This window comes from Eikenella longinqua (assembly GCF_001648355.1).
Taxonomy (GTDB): Bacteria; Pseudomonadota; Gammaproteobacteria; order Burkholderiales; family Neisseriaceae; genus Eikenella; species Eikenella longinqua.
Window position 1 is genome coordinate 49,220 of the sequence record NZ_LXSL01000025.1, and the last position, 19,823, is coordinate 69,042.

Below are 19,823 nucleotides of genomic sequence, written 5' to 3' on the forward strand. Positions count from 1 at the left end.
TCCAACTAAGCAATCTTCCTAATTAAATATCGGTTTCCAGATAGACGACTTGGGTTTGCAGGTATTCTTCCAAGCCGTGTTTGCCGTCTGCGCCGCCGATGCCGGATTTTTTCCAGCCGGCGTGGAAGCCTTGCATGGCTTCAAAGTTTTCGCGGTTGATGTAGGTTTCGCCGAATTGCAGGCGGCGGGTGATGTAGAAGGCTTCGTTGAGGTTGGTGGTGTAAACGGAGCTGGTCAGTCCGAATTCGCAGTCGTTTGCCAGGGCGACGGCTTGGTCGAGGGTGTCGAAGGTGGCGACGGGCAGGACGGGGCCGAAGGTTTCTTCTTTCATGATGTCCATGCTGTTGTCGGTGTCGGTCAGCAGGGTCGGTTCGAAGAAGTAGCCGCGTCCTTGGGCGCGTTTGCCGCCGCAGACGAGGGTTGCGCCTTGTTTGACGGCGCGTTCGACTTTTTCGGCTACGGCTTTGACGGCGCGTTCTTCAATCAGCGGGCCCATTTCCAGCGCGCCTGCTTCGGCTTCGGCGGGGTTGCCGTAGCGTACGCTTTTCATGGCGGCGGTCATTTTTTCGATAAATGTGTCTTTCAGGCTGCTGTGGACGTAAACGCGCTCGGCACAGTTGCAGATTTGTCCGGTGTTGCCGACGCGGGAGGTGAGGATGGATTTGACTGCCAAGTCCAAATCGGCGTCTTTCAGGACGATGGCGGGGGCTTTGCCGCCGAGTTCGAGCGAGACTTTGGTGATGTTGGCGGAGGCGGCTTCCATGACTTGCCGTCCTGCTTCGACGGAACCGGTGAGGCTGACCATATCGACTTGGGGATGGGCGGACAGGGCGTTGCCGATTTCCGCGCCGGGGCCGTTGACGACGTTGAACACGCCGGCGGGCAGTCCGACGCTCTCCACGATTTCGGCGAAGATGTGGCAGTTTATCGGGGTAACGCTGCTGGGTTTGACGACGATGGTGTTGCCCGTTACCAAGGCGGGGCCCATTTTGCGGGCGATGAGGAAGAAGGGGAAGTTCCACGGCAGGATGCCGGCGATGACGCCGAGCGGGCGTTTGAAGAGCAGGATATTTTCGCGCGGGCGGTCGCTTTGGATGATTTCGCCTTCGTAACGGCGCGCCCATTCGGCTTGGTAATCGAGATAGTCGGCGGTGAACATGACTTCTACGCGCGCGAGGTCTTTGGTTTTGCCGCCTTCGGCAACGATGGTGTCGGTCAACTCGTCGGCGCGTTCGCGTATGCCTTGGGCGATTTTGCGCAAGTATGCGCCGCGCTCGACGGCGGGCAGGCGTTCCCATGCGGGTTGCGCTTTGCGGGCGGCGGCGACGGCGCGGTCAACGTCTTCCCTGCTGCCTTTGGGTTCGCGGGCGATGACTTCTTCGGTGGACGGATTCAATACATCGCGCCATTCGCCTTGAAAACCGGTTTCAAAACGGCCGTCGATATACATGGATAATTGTTTCATTTTGCTCTCCTTTAATTTGTTTTTATGCCAAATGTCGGCAGGTTCAGTTTATGCCTGCGGGGGATGGACGGCAAGTATATTTTGCTATAGCGAACCAACTTAACTTTCGCTACGGCGTTAGCTCGCCTTGCCGTACTCCTGTACTGCCTGCGGCTCGCTGCCTGGCATCAAAAGCTAATTTGATTCGCTATATTATTTGCCGACTCGGCAAACGATTAAGGCTACCTGAAAATCTGCCGAAGATTTTTCAGGTAGCCTTTTGCACGCTTATCCAATCAGCCGTTCATGCCGTCATCAAAACGACCGCCCAAGCTGGATGAATACATTGCCTTTGCTGAAGGAGAACAGAGGGTTGTTGCTGTTGGTACGCTGCCATATCCCCACCAGTTGCGGCGTGATGCCGGCAAACTGGATTTTACGGTGCGACACCAGCACGCTGGCATTCAATTCGCGGTCTTGCCGAGGAGCCGAGCCGCCCCACCAGGGCGCATCATAATCGCGAAGCCCGCCGCCGAACGAGGCCGAAGTGGTCAAGCCCCAGCCCCACTGCTGCGTCCAGCCGGCGCGAATCCCCTTGCGGGTATACGATTCTGCCGGGCTTCGCTCTGCCAGCTTGCGCGACCAGTCCACGCCGAAGGTGAAATATTGGGTGGATTTGCGCACGTAGAGCCAGGTGCCGGAAGCGGCATAGCTGTCGCCGTCGAGCCGGTCTCGGATATCGTACTTCTGCCCGCCCAGCTCCAAGGCAGTCAATACTTTATGCCGCGGTGTGAGCCAATACTGCCATTCGGTGCGCACACCCGTTTCCCGCAAATACTTGCGCGTTTGATGCCGGGCATAATCGGTTCCCGCCCATTGGCGTTCGAAATAAGGCATAACGGAAACCTCGGCACGGGCGGTTTTGTAGGCCGGGCCGGCGGCAACACGGGCAACATGGAAATCATATTTGTGGTTGTCCCAGTAGTACCAGCCGTAATGATTGAAAGCGAGCCGCCAATAAAGGTTGCCGTGCAGATTCCAATCGCGCGAAGCACCGGCGCGGTAGGCGAGACCTTGCGCCGATTCGGGCGTGTCCACACGACTCCAGGCTGCGCCTTTGCGGTTGTTGGAGTTGTTCACATTGCTGTCGCGCACATAGTTCACCGAGCCGTAAAACGACCATCTGTCGCGCTTGTCCAGCGCTTGCAGATATTGGTCGCCGAGCTGCTTCAGCTCCGGCGCTAGGCCGGGCGTTTGCTGGAAGCGCTTGATTTCCTGCCGTGCGTCTTTATCCGCCATGTTTTCAAACAAGGCCTGCGCCAGCACCAGCCGCACGGGCGGCATATCAGGATGGGCATCCAGCGCGGCGCGGTAGAGGCTGATGGCGCGGTGGTAATCGCCTTCCGCACGCGCCACAATCGCCTGCGCCAGCGCCACCAGCAGCGCATCGTGCGGCTCGGGCGTTTCCAAATAAATCGGCAGCAGCAGCGCCACGCCTTCACTGTTGTTGGTGAGCACGGCATAGCTCAAGGCCTGTTGCAGCAGCTCGGGCTGGCGCAGCAGCTCCTCGCGGCTCATATTGAGCCGGCCGTCTTTCGGCGCAGCGGGCGCGGGCGGGCTCTCCGCCTTGGGCGCGGCCACCGGCGTGATGTCGAAGCCAGTATCCGGCTCGGCTTCCGGCGGCGCGGCTAGGGCTACCTGAAAAGGCAGCGCCAGCAAACACACGCCCCAGCCATACTTTCTTTTTATGCTCATCAAACAGCTTTCCTTGGCAACAAATCTTAAAACGGGCGGATTATAGCCGATTCCGCTCATACCAACCGCCTCCCGCCCAACCTGTTCTAACGTTTGTAAAATTAAGAAAAGAATCTATTTTAGACAAATCGTCGCTTGCTTTATGGGGTTTATTGTGAGCAATGCAGGCGAATTTTTACTGATTGTCCACAAACTTAGCCTTGCTGCCAGCAATTTTAATTTATATAAAATGCCAATTTTATTTGTATAAAATCACGAAATATTGCTTGCAAAAGCTAACATTTATTCTTTTATTCTTTACTAATCACAAAACTAGCAATTTGATATTCATCAGAATTCTTATTATTTCCACTGATATACTATAACTGTCTCAACAGCAGTCTTCTGCAAAGAACGAAAGGAACTTGTTATGAGAAAGCATCATGCCCTTTACATTGCACTGGCCGCCTTTACGCTCGGCGGCTGCGGCGCAGGTGGCGGGTTGGCTCTGGCGTTGACGGATCCGTTCACGCCCAAGCCTGGTGGCAAACGCAGCATCACCGTTACTAACGATGCCCGTAACGGCATCCTACATACCAACGGCCAAACGGCCGATACCATCGATATCAACGGGCACACTTATCGCAACGGCAGCAGCCTCGATATCGGCTACAACTTCCAAAATCGCCTCTCTGATTTCACCTATGTGCTGAAAACAGACAACGGCACCAGAGCCTTTGAGGATGGTCAGTTAGGCATATACAAGCGTGCCTACACCGCCGTAGTCGGCGCCAGCATTCAGCACCGCTATGACGACCACGGCAACCAACTACCCAACCAGCTCAACGAGTTCAGAATCCGAAGCATCCAAGGCGATGCCACGCCCGTTGCCCAACTGCCCACCAGCGGCATCATCAACTACCAAGGCCACGCCTTCTCCGGCCTAGATGACCGGCACGGCAACGGCGAGCCGCACGGCAGGCTGAACTACAACATCAATTTTGGCACCCAGAGAGGCTCCGGCTCCATCACCGGCCTGCGCGGCTTCGGCGACATCAATCTGCGCGAAGGCAATCTGAGCTCCGGCGTGGGCATTCGCGGCATAGCCGATTCCGCCAACAAAGGCTCCGGCCACTATGAGCTCAACATCTACGGCCCGAACGGCGCGGAAATCGCCGGCAAAGCCTACAATTTCACTGACGACCAAAAGCACGATATCGGTTTTGCCGGCAGCCGAACCAACTGATTTCCCAAGCCCCTAACGCTTAATCTATCTGGCATTATCTGGCAAAAGAAAGGCTACCTGAAAACGCAACGCAGTGAAGTTTCTGCGAAGCTAAAATTCAGGTAGCCTTTCTGCATCCAAACAGCGGTTTATTCTCCGCCAGCATTTTTCAGGTAGCCCCAAAGGCTACCTGAAAACTCACAGCTCAATCCCCTTCAGCTTCGCCACAGTATTGATGTCCTTATCGCCGCGCCCGGAGAGGTTCACCAAAATCACTTGGTCTTTTCCCATCTTCGGCGCGTTTTGCACCGCCCAAGCCATAGCGTGCGCGCTTTCCAGTGCGGGGATGACGCCTTCGTATTGACACAGCAAATCAAAGGCTTCCAGCGCAGCATCGTCGTTGGCGGCTTGGTATTCCACGCGGCCGATGTCGGCCAGATGGCTGTGTTCCGGGCCGATGCCGGGATAGTCCAGCCCTGCGGAGACGGAATGCGTGCCGAGCACCTGGCCGTCTTCGCTCTGCATCAGGTAGCTGCGGAAACCGTGCAGCACGCCAACAGGCGCGCGGCTGCTGATCGGCGCGGCGTGGCTCGGCGTGTCCACCCCCAAGCCGCCAGCTTCCACGCCGATGAGGCGCACGCCCGCTTCTTCGATATACGGGTGGAACAGGCCGATGGCGTTGCTGCCGCCGCCCACGCAGGCCACGGCCACATCGGGCTGGCGGCCGATGGCTTCCTGCATTTGCGCCTTGGCTTCGTTGCCGATCACGCATTGGAAATCGCGCACCATTTCGGGATACGGCGCGGGGCCTGCGGCGGTGCCGATGATGTAGAAGGTGTCATCCACGCGGGCGACCCATTCGCGCATGGCTTCGTTCATCGCGTCTTTCAGCGTGCGGCTGCCGCTGTCCACGCTGACCACGTTTGCGCCCAAGAGCTTCATTCTAAACACGTTCGGCGCTTGGCGGATGATGTCGTCCGCACCCATATAAACATGGCATTCCATGCCGAAGCGGGCGGCCACGGTGGCGGAAGCCACGCCGTGCTGACCCGCGCCGGTTTCGGCAATCACGCGCTTTTTGCCCATGCGGCGGGCAAGCAGGGCTTGGCCGATGGTGTTGTTTACCTTGTGCGCGCCGGTGTGGTTCAGGTCTTCGCGCTTCAACCAGATTTGCGCGCCGCCCAAATGCTCGGACAAACGCGCGGCGTGGTAAACGGGGCTGGGGCGGCCGACATAGTGCTGCAAATCGTTGTGGAATTCCGCCCAGAAGGCCGGGTCTTTCTTGGCTGCCTGGTAGGCGGCGGCCAGCTCTTGCAGGGCGGGAATCAGGGTTTCGGAAACATATACGCCGCCGTGCTCGCCGAAAAAGCCTTTTTCATCGGGCGCGTGGTAGTTTTGCATGGGGAGTCCTTTGTAAAATAATTTGGCTGATCAATGCCTTGAGGCTACCTGAAAACGGATTCGGCTTCCCTTGGAAACCTGCTTCAGCTTTTTTCAGGTAGCCTCACCGCCGGTAGGGAAGAGGTGCATTCTAACCCGCTATCTGCCCGAACCCAAGCCCGAAGCCCCAACTTGCCGTTTCGCCGCACCCCACTCCGAAGCCCCAATCCCCGCCGCCACCAGCAACAGCGCCGTCAGCACATAACCGCCCAGCCGCTCGTCCGGAAACACCGCCACCCCCACCAGCGCGCCGAACACCGGCAGCAGGTTCATCGTGAGCGCCGCCCTGCCCGCGCCAATCGCAATCACGCTCTCCATATAAAACAGCTTCGACAAAATCGCAATAAACACCGCCACATACAGCAACAGCAGCCAAGCCTGCCACGGCGGCAGCCGGAAGCCCTTCTCCAACCCCTCCCACACATAAAACGGCGCACTCACCGCCACCGCCGCCACACACATCGCCCACATCAGGCTCGCCCAATGCACCTTCGGCGCCGCCCGCAAGGCCAGCGAATAGCCCGCATAAATCAGCGAAGTCACCAGCGCCAGCGAATCCCCGCCCGACAACCCCGTTTCCAAAAGCGCCGCCGGATTGCTCCGCGCCACCACCCACACCACGCCCGCAAACGACAGCCCCACCCCCAGCCATTGCAGCCCGTGCGCCCGCGAGCGGAAAAACAGCACCTCCGCAAGCAGCACCATCACCGGAATCAGCGCCGTGATAATCGACACATTCACCACCGCCGCCCCCCGTGCAAACGCGCTATAAAGCACAATATTAAACAGCGCAAACCCGCTGCCGCCCACCAGCAAAAGCCACAACGCGCGCGCCTTGAGCAAAGGCAAATCCGCCCGAATCCGCCCCCGAAACAGCCAAGAAAGCAGCCCCGCCGCCAACACCCAGCGCCAAAACGTAAACTCATAAGGCGACAGCCAAGCCTTGCCCAGCTTGCCCGCCACATTGCTCGTCGCCCAAAACGCCGGTGCCAAAAACAACATCACATAAGGATGCGGCAAACCATTCGCCTGCCAAACACGGAAACGCATAACCAATCCTTTTCAAACAAAAATCCAAGCCGGAAGGCTACCTGAAACAAGATAGCCAACCACTATTCAATCCCTTTCAAACCAATACTTTCAGGTAGCCTCGCCAACCCCAAACTCCCAGATAGAGCATGTACCACAAATGTGCCGTGTTGTGCTGCCCCTGCTGGCGCAGCCGAACGGAGCGCGGTTTTTCGGGGAACAAGGGCTTGCATGTTCGAAGCGGCGCAGCCGCAAGTTGCGAGCCCGCCCGAAAAATTGCATGGAGTGAGGGAAGTTTGCGTAGCAAACCTGTGCCCGCAGTCGTCTTTCTTTTGCTTCCTTTTCTTTGGCGAAGCAAAGAAAAGGAAGTGCCCGCGCCGGCATGAGGCGCAAGGGTGAACAAAGTATAAATGGCGAAGGCTACCTGAAATTTGGATTCAGCCTGAAACTCCATCCTTCCCCCTGCGGGGAAGTAAGCAGCCGCAGCTGCAGCCTCGCCCAACACCAGGCGCAAAAAAAGCGCCCCATCCATCGGAGCGCCATCGCGTTGCCGCAGCAGAGCCATCCCTGCCGCCTGCGGCCGCCAATCCGGCCGGCCAAGCCAACCCAAGCAACCGCGAGTTCCCTACGCCGGCATTAACCGGTTCAGGTGCAACGGGTATGATCTCAGCCGCGCAAGGCAGCACCCCGACTCAAGGGAGCGGATTATATCCCCCTGCCGCCCGTTTTCAAACCGCATCTGCCCGGCAGCCCAAGCCCGAAGCGCCTGCCAATATTTTCAGGTAGCCATTCCGGTTTGGAGAAATAGCGTGTGCACAAAACGCACGCAGTCGGCAGGCCGGCTTCGCCCCAGGCGCACCCAAGCCATGCCTACCGCCCGGCAACTTTTCAGGTAGTCTCAAGCAGCTTTCAAAGGCTACCTGAAAACTACACCAGCCCCGCCATCTCGAAAAACGCCCGATACGCCGCCGCCTTTTTCTGCAAACTCAGCGGATAAGCCCGCGAAGTGGAGGGCAGGCGCGTGAGCGTCAAATCCCGGCCGGCAAAGGGAAAAGGCAGCGTTTCGCCCGTTTTCGGCAGCTTGGGCGGATCGGGCAGCAGCGAAAGCAACACTTCCGTGGCCTTGCCGCCGGTGGTGCACAAATGGCGGCAGCGCGGCAATTGGCCGAGCACAGCGGCCAAATCCACCTTTTCCACCACGCGCAAAAACTTATCCGAAGCATTATCCTGCCCGCGCACCGCCTTGAGCACGGTGGGGCAGGAAGCGATGCCGCGCCCGCGCAGGAAGGCCTTGATTTTCTCCGCGTCAAACGCTTTCTCTCCAAGCTTTTGAAAATGCGCGGCATCGTGGAAAAACACCAGCCCGTAGATGCGCCACATATCGTTTTGGAAATTGGGATAGTGAAACGCCATGGCGTGCTTCTCTGCCTTGGGCGGGAAGGTGCCCATCATCATTACGCGGGCATCGGGCGGCAGCAGCGCGGGGAAAGGGTGGCTTTCGATTTCGGGCATGGTGGCTCCTCGGCAAACGGGGCTTCATTATAAAGCGAACAAAGGCGGCGGGCGGTTCGATTTTTCGCGCCGGCTATGGTAGAGTTATACCTAACAGATTATTCGTTTATAGCGGAATCAATTATCTTCCGCCATGTCTCCAACCAACCCGATAGAAAGAGAGGGAAATCATGTTTCCGGAATATCGCGACCTAATCAGCCAGCTCAAACAAACCGACAAACGCTTCGCCCGCCTGTTCGACGAACACAACGAGCTGGACGAAAAAATCGCCAATATGGCGAAAAACCCGGTTACCGGTAATCTCGACGAAGTGGACGAGCTGAAAAAGCAAAAACTGCACCTGAAAGACCAGCTCTACCAAATCCTCAAGCAGCACGATAAATAAGCCGCCACCCAGGCATTGAAGGCTACCTGAAAACCCCGCGCCGCATTTTTGCTTTGCAGAAACCCCACAGCGCTACGGTTTTCAGGTAGCCTTTCTTAGCAAAGCTTGCCATTTCCATACAGATAAATACAAAAACTGGACATTTCCCCCACTATCGCCGAAAATGGCGGTCTGCTCCGCGCCCCGGCAAGCACCGTTTTCCCAACGGAATCCCGCCCGGCCGCGCCGCTTCATTTAATTTATCCACCCCGCAACCATCCAGCATGAAACCCCTCATCCTCGTGATGCACGGCCCCAACCTCAACCTTTTGGGGCAGCGCGAACCGGAAATCTACGGCCGCACCACCCTCGCCGACATCAACGCCGGCCTGGAAGCCCGCGCCCAAGCCGCCGGTTTCGCCTTCGAAGCCGTGCAGAGCAACGCCGAAGCCGTGCTGGTGGAACGCGCCCAAGCGGCCATGACCGACCGCACCGCCTTCATCATCATCAACCCGGCCGCCTTCACCCACACCAGCATCGCCCTGCGCGACGCCCTGGCCGCCGCCGGCAAACCCTTCATCGAAGTCCACCTCTCCAACGTGCACGCCCGCGAGCCCTTCCGCCGCCATTCCTACCTTTCCGACCTGGCGCAGGGCGTGGTGTGCGGGCTCGGCGCCTTCGGCTACCGCGCCGCGCTGGACTTCGCCATCGAATCTCTGCAACAACAACAAGCCGGTTAACATCCGGCTCCGCACCCTGAAAAGGACAACACTATGGATTTACGCAAACTCAAAAAACTCATCGACTTGGTGGAAGAATCCGGCATTGCCGAGATTGAAGTAACCGAAGGCGAAGAAAAAGTGCGCATCACCCGCTCGCTGGCCGCGCCGCAAGCCGTGTATGCCCCCGCGCCCGCCGTGGCCGCCGCCCCGGCTCCCGCTGCTGCCGCGCCTGCCGCAGCAGCCGCTCCCGCCGCCGCCCCGAGCCGCGACTTGAGCAAAGCGCAAACCTCGCCCATGGTGGGCACTTTCTACCGCGCCCCCGGTCCGAACGCGCCCGTATTTGTGGAAGTGGGCCAGAGCGTGAACGCCGGCGACACCCTGTGCATCATCGAAGCCATGAAGCTGATGAACGAAATCGAAGCCGAACGCAGCGGCGTGGTGAAAGAAATTCTGGTGGAAAACGGCCAGCCGGTGGAGTTTGGCGAGCCGCTGTTTATCATCGAATAATTTTTCAGGTAGCCCCTGGCCGCAGCGCAGAGGCTACCTGAAAACCATAAGGCAAAGATTATGCTGAAAAAAGTCCTCATCGCCAACCGTGGCGAAATCGCCCTGCGCGTATTGCGCGCCTGCCGCGAAATGGGCATCGCCACCGTGGCGGTACACTCCGAAGCCGACAACGACAGCCTGCACGTGAAGCTGGCTGACGAATCCGTGTGCATCGGCCCCGCCCCCTCCGCGCAGAGCTATCTGCACATCCCCTCCATCATTGCCGCCGCCGAAGTTACCGGCGCCGACGCCATCCACCCCGGCTACGGCTTCCTCGCCGAAAACGACCGCTTTGCCGAGCAAGTGGAAGAATCCGGCTTCATCTTCATCGGCCCGCGCGCCGACACCATCCGCCTGATGGGCGACAAAGTATCCGCCAAAAAAGCCATGCTCGAATCCGGCGTGCCCTGCGTGCCCGGCTCCGACGGTGCGCTTTCCGACGACCCCGACGAAATCCTCGCCACCGCCGAGCGCGTGGGCTACCCCGTGATCATCAAAGCCTCCGGCGGCGGCGGCGGGCGCGGCATGCGCGTAGTGGAGAAAAAAGAAGACCTGCTCAAAGCCGTGGAAATGACCAAGGCCGAAGCCGAAGCCGCCTTCGGCAACCCGATGGTGTATATGGAACGCTTCCTGCAACGCCCGCGCCATGTGGAAATGCAGGTGCTGGCCGACGAACACGGCAATGCCATCTACTTGGGCGAGCGCGACTGCTCCATGCAACGCCGCCACCAAAAAGTGATCGAAGAAGCCCCCGCCCCCGGCATCACCGCCAAAGAGCGCGAGAAAATCGGCAAAGCCTGCGTGGCCGCCTGCAAACGCATCGGCTACCGCGGCGCCGGCACCTTCGAATTTTTGTATGAAGACGGCGAATTCTTCTTCATCGAAATGAACACCCGCGTGCAGGTGGAACACCCCGTTACCGAGCTGGTAACCGGCATCGACATCGTGCAGGAACAGCTGCGTATTGCCGCCGGCCTCCCCTTGCAATATAAGCAGAAAGACGTGGTGATCCAAGGGCATGCCTTCGAGTGCCGCATCAATGCCGAAGACCCATACAGCTTCCTGCCCAGCCCCGGCTGCATCACCAGCTGCCACCTGCCCGGCGGCTTCGGCGTGCGCGTGGACAGCCACATCTACCAGGGCTACCGCATCCCGCCGAACTACGACAGCCTCATCGGCAAAATCTGCGTATACGGCAAAGACCGCGAGCAGGCCATGGCCAAAATGCGCGTGGCGCTGGCCGAGCTCACCGTGAGCGGCATCAAAACCAACACCCCGCTGCACGACGACCTGTTCCGCGATCCCGGCTTCGCCAAAGGCGGCGTGAGCATCCACTATCTCGAACACTGGCTGGAAGAGCGCAAATCCAGGCTGCAAGCCGAAAAGCAATAGCTTGATTGCAGGCAAGAAAAAGGCTACCTGAAAAGTGATTTCCGCTTTTCAGGTAGCCTTTTGGTGAACAGCCCCGCCGATAGATTGCCACCGTGCAAAGGCTGGCTGACAGCAAAAGCATCAACAAGTTCCAACCATGCACCGGCCTCATCCCGACCCGCACCCATCGGCAGAAACCGCCCCCGACGCCGCGTGTTACAATAGCCGCCCTTTCCCGCCGGCATCAGGCGCATACCGCCCTTCTTTTTCAGGTAGCCCCTCCGGCATTCCACCCACTTCAAGAAAGACAGCCCATGAAACCCATCATCCGCCGCAGCAGCGAGCCCGACAGCGGCAACTGGGAGCGCGACACCCTGGAAAAACTCCTGCTCGAAGCCTACCGCGAGCAGCGCCGCGCCCGCATTTGGAAGCTCATCTTCCGCCTGCTGCTCATCGCCTTCCTCGCCCTCTACCTCTTCGCCATCTTCGGCAAACTCGGCAGCCTCAACCCCGCCGCCGCCGAGCCGCACACCGCCGTCATCCGCCTCGAAGGTGCCATCACCGCCAGCGAAAACCAAGCCGGCAAACTGCGCCAAGGCCTCGAAGCCGCCTATAAAAACAAACATGTGCGCGGCATCATCATCCGCGCCAACAGCCCCGGCGGTTCGCCCGTGGTATCCAACGTGGCCTACCGCGAAATCCGCCGCCTGCGCGCCGAACACCCCAACATCCCCGTGTATGTGGTGGCCGAAGACATGTGTGCCTCCGGCTGCTACTACATCGCTGCCGCCGCCGACAAAATCTACGCCGACCCCTCCAGCATCGTGGGCAGCATCGGCGTAGTCGGCAGCAGCTTCGACCTCACCGGCCTCATGCACAACATGGGCATCCAGCGCCGCCAGCGCACCGCCGGCAGCAACAAAGGCATGGGCGACCCCTTCAGCCCCGAAACCCCCGAGCAAACCGCCATCTGGCAAGGCATGCTCGACGACATCCACCAGCAGTTCATCAAAGCCGTGCGCGACGGCCGCGGCAAACGCCTGCACGAAGCGGAAAACCCCGACCTCTTCAGCGGCCGCGTGTACACCGGCCACGAAGCGCTCAAAACCGGCCTCATCGACGGCCTGGGCGACATCTACAGCGTATCGCGCGACATCATCAAAGCCCCCGAGCTGGTGGACTACACCCCCGCCGACGACTTCAGCCGCCTGTTTGGCAAAGGCGTGGGCACCAGCGTGCGCCAAGGCCTGTATGAAGCCGCGCAGGAACAGCCCTGGTAGGCAAACCGCCTGGGTTTGAAGCCATGCTAAAAGGCTACCTGAAAACCAAAATCTGGTTTTCAGGTAGCCTTTTCATCAGCCCGCCCTAGCTGCGCGCGGCTTCGCGGTATGCTTCGCAGCCGAATTCCTTATCGGCATTGCCGAAGGCAGTGGTGCGGATGGAAACGATGGTGCCGTCGGGCTCGGTTACGGCAATACGGTAGCTGTGGCCAACGTGCTGCCGGTAGTTTTGGAAATATTGCACATTGCCGGACTGGCCCACATAGCCCTGCTTGATTTCATAGTGTTCAACGCGCCAGCCGTAGAGGTTGCGCACCCGATTATTTTTCACGCAATTGAGGCGGATGATGTCGGGCATGCGGCGGGCGCGCTTAACCATAAACTCGGTCACATCTTTGCCGCGCCAAACGATGGTGTCGTTCACCAGAACTTCGGTGGCGCAGCCGGCCAGCAGCAGGGCAGCGGCAAACAGGGGCGGCAGCCGTTTGAGGAAAGGGAAAGGGTGGGTCAAGATGCGTTCCTTGTGAATGTTCTCCTGCCGCCAAACCGCGTGGCGGGGCGCAATATTAACATAGCTAAAGCCAGCCTCCCAATTGCCATTAAAGGCTACCTGAAAATCTGTTTGCCCCATTAATTCACTTCCTTGAGGCCAATGTTTTCAGGTAGCCTTTTGCCGGCCGATATCGAAAAATCAACTTGCCCGCTATATAATCCCGCCATTCCCACACCCTTCAGGAGAACACCATGCCCGCCCTCCCCCGCCTGCTCGTCGCCGCCGTATCCGCCGCCCTGCTGCTCAACGGCTGCGCCAACAGCTCGGCCAACCAATACACCATCACCCAAGCGCAAAACGCCGCACGCGTTTACTACGGCGAAGTGCTGTCGGTTACCCCCACCACCATCAAAGGCGAAAGCAGCCCGCTGATCACCACCGCCGGCTCCCTGCTGGGCGGCATCGGCGGCAGCAACATCGGCAAAGGCCGCGGCGAAGCCGTGAGCGCCATTCTGGGCGCCATCATCGGCGGGCTCGGCGCCGAAGCCCTCACCCGCGGCATCGATTCCCAGCGCGGCTACGAAATCGTGGTGCAGATCGAAGGCACGCGCGACGCCGTTTCCGTGGTGCAGAAAGACGACATCGCCTTCCAGCCCGGCCAGCGCGTGCGCGTATTGCAGGGCGGCAACGGCGTCACCCGCGTGCTACCTTTAAATCAACCAGCGCGCTATTAAGCCCTGCTCCAGCAAACAAAAGGCTACCTGAAAACTTTCTAGGGTTTTCAGATAGCCTTTTCACTCTTATGATTGATACGATGATGGAAAAGCTCTCGCTCCAACTTGCCATAACTGCTCAGGCTGTCTATATAAATAATGCTGTCAGGCACGATTTCCTTCTTGATTATGTGCATAATAGCCCATATGCTCACACATACTTTCAGGTAGCCTCCTCCGCCCAAAAGGCTACCTGAAAACCACCTCCATCACAAACCAAACCCATGTCCCTCACCCACCCACGCCTTTTCCACTTCCTGCGCCAAGCCGCCGGCACGCTTGCCGCCTTCCTCATCATCAGCCTGCTGATGGATTGGTATCGCGCGCCCGCCGTGCCGCCGCAGGCCGCCGCGCTGCCGCTGCACACCCTCCAAGGCCGACACACCACGCTGGCCGAAGCCGGCGGCTCGCAAACCGCCGTGCTGTATTTCTGGGGCTCGTGGTGCGGCGTGTGCCGGCTCTCCTCGCCGGCGGTGGACAAACTGTCGCGCCGCGGCGTGCCCGTGGTGGGCGTGGCCTTGCAGTCGGGCAGCGATGCCGACGTACGCAGCTACCTGAAGCAGTTCGACACGGTAAACGACCCGCACGGCCAATGGGCGCAGCAATGGCAAGTGCGGGTTACGCCCACCATCGTGCTGGTGAAAAACGGCCGCGTGCGCCACAGCACCACCGGCGCCGCCAGCTACTGGGGTCTGCGCGCCCGCATTGCCCTGCTCGATTGGCTGGGCTGAGCGGCAGGCTACCTGAAACCAATCCGGCCGGTTTTCAGGTAGCCCAAGCTTGGCAAACCGCCGAAAAAGCACTATCCTTCGCCGCGCAACACCCCCTCTCCATCAACATCAAGAAAAGGATAGCAAAATGGCAAACATCACCTTCCGCGGCACCCCCGCCCACACCGTGGGCAGCCTGCCCGCCGCCGGCCAAGCCGCCCCCGCCTTCACCCTCACCGCCGCCGATTTGTCCGACCAAGCCTTGGCCGATTTCGCCGGCAAACGCAAAGTGCTCAACATTTTCCCCAGCATCGACACCGGCGTGTGCGCACAATCCGTGCGCACCTTCAACCAACGCGCCGCCGCGCTGCAAAACGCCGTGGTGCTGTGCATTTCTGCCGACTTGCCCTTCGCCCTCTCCCGCTTCTGCGGCGCCGAAGGCATCGAAAACGTGGTCACGCTCTCCAGCTTCCGCAGCAGCTTCGGCCAAGACTACGGCCTCACCCTGGCCGACACCCCGCTGCGCGGCCTCACCGCCCGCGCCGTGCTGGTGCTCGATGAAAACGATAAAGTGCTGCACGCCGAGCTCGTGCCCGAAATCGGCCAAGAGCCAAACTACGACGCCGCACTGGCCGCGCTCTAAGCCCACGCCCGCCGCACACCGAGCCACCTGCCTTCATGAATGCGCAGGCGGCCCGGCTTGAGCCGAAACACAGGCTACCTGAAACCCTCAAACCGTTTTCAGGTAGCCTTTCTTATTGGCCGGCGCCGCCCAACAAAAACCGCCCGATATTTCGGGCGGTTTTGATGATGGCACACGCAATTAGCGGCGGCGTTGCTGCGGGCGGGCGTTGCGGCTGCCGCGGGCGGGGGCGGCGGCTTGGCGGCTGACAGTGCAGTTTTGCAAAACTGAAGTCAGGTTTACCGGATTGCCGGCGTTGTCTACCGATTGCGCTTGCAGCAGCGCCACGGCGTTCACGCGGGTTACGTTGGCCGGGGTGGCTTTGCCGGTTACCCAGATCACGCCGTTGCCGTAGTAGCTGTTTTGCTGCTGGCCGTTGCTGTCGTTCAGCACGCGCCACAGGCCGGGGGAAACCTGGTTGTTGATTTTCAGCTGAGCCACCACAAGGGTATTGTCTTTGATGCCGTACATGGCATTAACCTGTTGCTGCTGACCGCCGGCGGCTTGGCAGGTGTAGCGGGCTTCCACGGTGCGGTCGATGCCGTCCACCTGGGCTACCTGAATATTGCCGATGGCGGCGGTGGATTCGCCGCCCTGCTGTGCCTGCTGGCCTTGCTGTTGGGTTTGCGGCTGGCCTCCTTCAGGGGCTTTGCTGCTGGAGCAGGCGCTCAGGGCGAGGATGGCCAGGGCGGCGGGGATAATCACTTTGCTGTTCATGGAAACTCCTTAGTTATTGGTTGGGAAACGCATTGTTGCAATGAAAACGGCCTAGGGCAGGCAGTCTGCCCGAAGCGATGCGAACGGGCGCATTGTAGCAAAAGCCTGCCCGGACTGCCCGCCTGTTCGTGTTAATAATCTTTAAAATCAGCGGTAGAAGCCGCTGAGGCTGCCTGAAATTTCCTGCTTTACTCAAACTGCTTGGGCTGCTTGGAGGCTACCTGAAAAATCTGTTGGCTGCTCAAATCGAGCGCGGTGAGCCGGTTGCCCCAGAGTGCGCCGGTGTCGATGCCGGCCACGTTCTCGCCCTGATAGAGGCCCAGCGCCGACCAATGGCCGAATATGGTTTGGCGGCTGAGGGTTTGCCGATTTGGCGCGCGAAACCAGGGCATGAGGTGGGCGGGCATATCGGGCAGGGTGCCTTTGTAGTCGAATTCCATTTGGCCGCTGCGGTATAGGGCACGCATGCGGGTGAACACGTTGGTGGCGAAGCGCAGGCGGTCGGTTTCGTTGTCGGCGCGGTCGGTGTCGGGCATATTGCCGTACATGTGGGCGAAAAACCAATCGGGGCGGCTTTGCAGGGCGGCGGCCACTTCGCTGGCGCGCTGCTGGGCTTGGCGCACGTCCCATTGCGGCCAGATGCCGGCGTGCACGAGGATGTGGCGTTCGGTGTGCAGCATCAGGGGCTGGCGCAGCAGCCAATCGAGCAGGGCTTGGCGGTCGGGGGCGGCAAGGATGTCGCCCACGGTGTCGCTGCGTTTGAGTTTGCCGTGGCCGTGGGCGATGGCGAGCAGGTGCAGGTCGTGGTTGCCGAGCACGGTTTGGATGCTGCCTTCGTGCTGCTTCACGTAGCGCAGGCAGGCGAGGGATTGGGGGCCGCGGTTGACCAGGTCGCCCACGAGCCAGAGGGTGTCGCGGCCGTGTTGGAAGCCGATGTGGGCGAGCAGCTCTTGAAATTCGTCGAAACAGCCTTGCAGGTCGCCGATTGCGTAGTGTGCCATATTGTAGATAATTGTTTAAAAATAGGTTCTGTAAATCAAAGGCTACCTGAAAATTGTAGCTTCGCAGAAACTGCGCTGCGCTTTCAGGTAGCCTTTATGCGGCTTAGGCGTTCAACACCACCACGCCTTCCACTTCCACCAGCACTCCTTTGGGCAGGGCTGATACTTGCACGGCGGCGCGGGCGGGGAAGGGCTCGCGGCAGTATTCGCCCATGATTTGGTTGAAGGTGGCGAAGTGGGAGAGGTCGGTGAGGTAGGCGTTGAGTTTCACCACGTCGTCGAAGCTGCCGCCGGCGGCTTCAATCACGGCTTTGAGGTTTTCAAACACTTGGCGGGTCTGCTCGGCAAAGCCGCCTTCCACCACCTGCATGGTGGCGGGCACAAGCGGAATCTGGCCGCTCAAATACACGGTGTTGCCGGCGCGCACGGCTTGGGAATAGGCGCCGATGGCGGCGGGGGCGTGGTCGGTGTGGATGATGGTTTTGGCCATGAGGAAACTCCTTTGTTTGCGGTTGTAGATGGAGCTGGGATTATATCGCTAAGGGGCGGGGCAACCCAAACGCAAACGCTCCGGCACAGGATAAAGGCTACCTGAAAACCCAAATTGTTTTTCAGGTAGCCTCTGCAGCCACACGCCTAGCGCCGCTTCAGCAACACTCCGCTCTCAATATGCGGCGTAAACGGGAATTGGTCGAACAGCGCCGCGCGCTCGATGCGGTGCGTTGGCGCGAGCACGCCCAAGTTGGCGTGCAGCGTTTCCGGGTTGCAGGAAACATAAATAATATTGTCGAACTCTTGCAGCAGGCGCAGTGTGCCGGCGTCCACCCCCGCGCGCGGCGGGTCTACAAACACGGTGGAAAAGGCATAATCCGCCAAATCAATGCCCTGCTCCTGCAAACGGCGGAAGGTGCGCACGCCGTGGAAGGCCTGGGTGAACTCCTCCGCCGAAAGCCGCGCCAGCCGGATATTGGCCGCGCCGTTGGCCTCGATATTCCACTGCGCCGCCTGCACCGAAGTTTTCGACAATTCCGTGGCCAACACCCGCCGGAAATAGCGCGCCAGCGGCAGCGTGAAATTGCCGTTGCCGCAATAAAGCTCCAGCAAATCCCCGCCCAAGCCCGCCGCCGCGCCGCAGGCCCAATCCAGCATCTTTTGGCACACATGGGCATTGGGCTGGCTGAAGCCGCCTTCGTATTGGCGGTATAGCCATTCGCGCCCGCCGGCCGCCAGCCGTTCGGTAACAAAATCCTGCGCCAGCACCAGCTTCTGCCCGCGGCTGCGCCCGATAATCATGATGCCCAGCTCGCGCTGCAAACGCTCCGCCGCCGCCTGCCAACGCCCATCCAGCCGTTTGTGGTAAATCATGCCCACCAGCATGTCGCCGCTCAAAGTGGACAAAAATTCGCACTGATACCAACGCTCGCGCAGCAGCGGATCGGCCTGCACCGCCGCGAGCAGCTTCGGCATCAGCGCATTGATGGCCGCCGAAGCCGCCGGCAGCCCCTCCAGCCGCCGCAGCGAAGCCGCGCCCGCCTTCTGCCCCGGCTCAAACATGGCATAGCTGATGCGCTCCCCATCGTGCCACACGCGGAACTCCGCGCGCATCCGGTAATGCCGCTCCGGCGAGGCAAACACCTGCCACTCGGGCGGCGCAAACTCGGCAAAACGCTGTTTCAGGTAGCCTGCCTTTTGTTGCAGCTGGGCGGCGTATTCGGGGCTGGGGGCAGAGTCGGTCATCGCGTTGGGCTCGGGAGGAAGAAAGTGCCGCATTATATCGCCCGGGCGCGGGCAGTCCAAATGAGGCTACCTGAAAGCGTGAGCTTCAACGAAGTTAAAACGATGTCTTGCGAAGCAAGGCTGAGTTTCTGCGCAGCTAAAACGTGAGCTGCAACGAAGTGAAAGCCTTGCGCCCGTTTCGAGCCCGCAAAAGGCTAGCTGAAAATTTGAGCCGCGCAGCAACTCAGCCTTGGCTAAGCCAAAACATCGTTTTAGCTGCACAGAAACTCCGCTTCCTTCGGAAACATCGTTTTCGTGAAATTCGCTCCATTTATTTTCAGGTAGCCTTTTTGCCGCTCTGCCAATCAGCCGGCTTGCGATTACGGCATTGTTATGCGAGATGCCCATAACAAAACCGCCCCAGCCTTTGCGGCTGCGGGCGGTTTGCTGGCAAGCGGTTTCGCAAAATCAGAATTTCACGCGCACGCCGGCGGAAACTTCGTGGGAATCCACTTTCACGCCGTCGAATTTGCCCCAGTAGTTGTAGCGGTAGCCTGCATCTAGGGCGATGCTTTGGGTGATGTCGTAGCCCACGCCGGCCAGGATGCCGACGCCGGCTTTGGTTTTGCGGGTTTCGTAGTGCTCGAAGCCGCCGGTGCCGCGTTCGGTGGTGTCGAAGGATACGCGGTTGAGGCCGAGGCGTGCGCCGGCATAGGGTTTCACCGGGGCGCCCAGGTCGAAATCGTAAATGGCGGAAACGCCGAGGCTTTGGAATTTGGCTTCGGCATCATAAGAGGTGGAGCTGCTGATGCGACCGCTTTCGCTGCGGGATTTGTAGTGGGTGTAGTCGGCGGCCACGCGGAAATCGCCGAAGTCGTAGCCGAAGGATACGCGCGGGCTGAAGCCTTTTGCGGTGGCGCTTTCGCCGTACACTTCGCCTTTTACGGAAGCATGGCCGAGGTCGCCTTGCACGTAGAAGCCGCGGTTGTCGTCGGCCAGGGAAGGCCGGAAAGGGAAAGGGCGATGAGTGCCGCCAGAGCTTTTTTCATGATGTTTTCCTTGC

At 59.7% G+C, this 19,823-nt stretch carries 20 protein-coding genes, 1 pseudogene and 1 riboswitch; of the genes and pseudogenes, 9 read left to right on the forward strand and 12 right to left on the reverse strand.

Annotated features, from left to right (window positions below; translation table 11 throughout):
• Nucleotides 1-22: 22 nt before the first annotated feature.
• Together aldA and A7P95_RS07105 are read right to left on the reverse strand one after the other, a co-directional pair.
• Nucleotides 23-1,465 (reverse strand): aldehyde dehydrogenase, encoded by a 1,443-nt coding sequence (gene aldA / locus A7P95_RS07100; RefSeq protein WP_067593224.1) that lies wholly within the window; start codon nt 1,463-1,465, stop codon nt 23-25.
• A 294-nt stretch (nt 1,466-1,759) separates the two neighbouring features.
• The gene (locus A7P95_RS07105; RefSeq protein WP_067593228.1) at nt 1,760-3,199 is read right to left on the reverse strand and encodes a surface lipoprotein assembly modifier; all 1,440 of its coding nucleotides are present in this window, start codon (nt 3,197-3,199) and stop codon (nt 1,760-1,762) included.
• A gap of 409 nt (nt 3,200-3,608) precedes the next feature.
• Between A7P95_RS07105 and A7P95_RS07110 the strand changes: the two genes are divergently transcribed.
• A complete protein-coding gene (locus A7P95_RS07110) occupies nt 3,609-4,424 on the forward strand; it encodes a factor H binding protein domain-containing protein (RefSeq protein ID WP_067593231.1) in 816 nt (271 codons plus the stop codon).
• A gap of 177 nt (nt 4,425-4,601) precedes the next feature.
• On the opposite strand, the gene trpB is transcribed toward A7P95_RS07110, so the two are convergent.
• The 4 genes from trpB to A7P95_RS07130 form a co-directional block, all read right to left on the reverse strand.
• Nucleotides 4,602-5,804, reverse strand: coding sequence for a tryptophan synthase subunit beta (gene trpB / locus A7P95_RS07115; protein ID WP_067593234.1), 1,203 nt, complete (start codon nt 5,802-5,804; stop codon nt 4,602-4,604).
• Between the two features lie 138 nt (nt 5,805-5,942).
• Nucleotides 5,943-6,893 carry a DMT family transporter gene (locus A7P95_RS07120; protein ID WP_067593237.1) on the reverse strand — a complete coding sequence of 317 codons (951 nt, stop codon included), beginning with the start codon at nt 6,891-6,893 and terminating at the stop codon, nt 5,943-5,945.
• Between the two features lie 76 nt (nt 6,894-6,969).
• Nucleotides 6,970-7,437: a hypothetical protein gene (locus A7P95_RS07125; RefSeq protein WP_067593240.1), complete on the reverse strand. Its 468-nt coding sequence runs from the start codon at nt 7,435-7,437 to the stop codon at nt 6,970-6,972.
• 40 nt (nt 7,438-7,477) lie between these two features.
• Nucleotides 7,478-7,572, reverse strand: a riboswitch (TPP riboswitch).
• Nucleotides 7,573-7,799: 227 nt separating this feature from the next.
• On the reverse strand, nt 7,800-8,384 hold the full coding sequence (locus A7P95_RS07130) for a DNA glycosylase (protein ID WP_067593243.1): 585 nt from the start codon (nt 8,382-8,384) through the stop codon (nt 7,800-7,802).
• A 170-nt stretch (nt 8,385-8,554) separates the two neighbouring features.
• On the opposite strand from A7P95_RS07130, the gene A7P95_RS07135 reads away from it, so the two are divergent.
• From A7P95_RS07135 to A7P95_RS07155, 5 genes are all read left to right on the forward strand, one after another.
• On the forward strand, nt 8,555-8,770 hold the full coding sequence (locus A7P95_RS07135; RefSeq protein ID WP_067593246.1) for an HP1242/YdcH family protein: 216 nt from the start codon (nt 8,555-8,557) through the stop codon (nt 8,768-8,770).
• A gap of 263 nt (nt 8,771-9,033) precedes the next feature.
• Nucleotides 9,034-9,489 carry a type II 3-dehydroquinate dehydratase gene (gene aroQ, locus A7P95_RS07140; RefSeq protein ID WP_067593249.1) on the forward strand — a complete coding sequence of 152 codons (456 nt, stop codon included), beginning with the start codon at nt 9,034-9,036 and terminating at the stop codon, nt 9,487-9,489.
• 33 nt (nt 9,490-9,522) lie between these two features.
• On the forward strand, nt 9,523-9,978 hold the full coding sequence (accB, locus tag A7P95_RS07145) for an acetyl-CoA carboxylase biotin carboxyl carrier protein (protein ID WP_067593252.1): 456 nt from the start codon (nt 9,523-9,525) through the stop codon (nt 9,976-9,978).
• Between the two features lie 60 nt (nt 9,979-10,038).
• On the forward strand, nt 10,039-11,409 hold the full coding sequence (accC, locus tag A7P95_RS07150; RefSeq protein ID WP_067593255.1) for an acetyl-CoA carboxylase biotin carboxylase subunit: 1,371 nt from the start codon (nt 10,039-10,041) through the stop codon (nt 11,407-11,409).
• Between the two features lie 293 nt (nt 11,410-11,702).
• Nucleotides 11,703-12,668, forward strand: a complete 966-nt coding sequence (locus A7P95_RS07155; protein WP_067593258.1) for a S49 family peptidase — start codon at nt 11,703-11,705, stop codon at nt 12,666-12,668.
• Nucleotides 12,669-12,753: 85 nt separating this feature from the next.
• Here the strand turns inward: A7P95_RS07155 and A7P95_RS07160 are convergent, their stop codons facing one another.
• On the reverse strand, nt 12,754-13,179 hold the full coding sequence (locus tag A7P95_RS07160) for a hypothetical protein (protein ID WP_156503540.1): 426 nt from the start codon (nt 13,177-13,179) through the stop codon (nt 12,754-12,756).
• 233 nt (nt 13,180-13,412) lie between these two features.
• On the opposite strand from A7P95_RS07160, the gene A7P95_RS07165 reads away from it, so the two are divergent.
• From A7P95_RS07165 to tpx, 3 genes are all read left to right on the forward strand, one after another.
• Nucleotides 13,413-13,895 carry an outer membrane lipoprotein gene (locus A7P95_RS07165; RefSeq protein ID WP_067593264.1) on the forward strand — a complete coding sequence of 161 codons (483 nt, stop codon included), beginning with the start codon at nt 13,413-13,415 and terminating at the stop codon, nt 13,893-13,895.
• A gap of 263 nt (nt 13,896-14,158) precedes the next feature.
• Complete coding sequence (locus A7P95_RS07170) at nt 14,159-14,665, forward strand: protein disulfide oxidoreductase (RefSeq protein WP_067593267.1); 507 nt, start codon at nt 14,159-14,161, stop codon at nt 14,663-14,665.
• Between the two features lie 127 nt (nt 14,666-14,792).
• A complete protein-coding gene (gene tpx / locus A7P95_RS07175) occupies nt 14,793-15,287 on the forward strand; it encodes a thiol peroxidase (protein WP_067593270.1) in 495 nt (164 codons plus the stop codon).
• Between the two features lie 180 nt (nt 15,288-15,467).
• Here the strand turns inward: tpx and A7P95_RS07180 are convergent, their stop codons facing one another.
• The 5 genes and pseudogenes from A7P95_RS07180 to A7P95_RS07200 all read right to left on the reverse strand — a co-directional run bounded on the left by A7P95_RS07180 (nt 15,468) and on the right by A7P95_RS07200 (nt 19,809).
• Nucleotides 15,468-16,043: a hypothetical protein gene (locus A7P95_RS07180; protein WP_067593273.1), complete on the reverse strand. Its 576-nt coding sequence runs from the start codon at nt 16,041-16,043 to the stop codon at nt 15,468-15,470.
• 188 nt (nt 16,044-16,231) lie between these two features.
• Complete coding sequence (locus A7P95_RS07185; RefSeq protein ID WP_067593276.1) at nt 16,232-17,044, reverse strand: symmetrical bis(5'-nucleosyl)-tetraphosphatase; 813 nt, start codon at nt 17,042-17,044, stop codon at nt 16,232-16,234.
• A 103-nt stretch (nt 17,045-17,147) separates the two neighbouring features.
• Nucleotides 17,148-17,534 carry a RidA family protein gene (locus A7P95_RS07190; protein ID WP_067593279.1) on the reverse strand — a complete coding sequence of 129 codons (387 nt, stop codon included), beginning with the start codon at nt 17,532-17,534 and terminating at the stop codon, nt 17,148-17,150.
• 146 nt (nt 17,535-17,680) lie between these two features.
• The gene (trmA, locus tag A7P95_RS07195) at nt 17,681-18,814 is read right to left on the reverse strand and encodes a tRNA (uridine(54)-C5)-methyltransferase TrmA (RefSeq protein WP_225747725.1); all 1,134 of its coding nucleotides are present in this window, start codon (nt 18,812-18,814) and stop codon (nt 17,681-17,683) included.
• Nucleotides 18,815-19,228: 414 nt separating this feature from the next.
• Nucleotides 19,229-19,809 (reverse strand): annotated as a pseudogene (locus tag A7P95_RS07200) (opacity family porin).
• Nucleotides 19,810-19,823 lie beyond the last annotated feature (14 nt).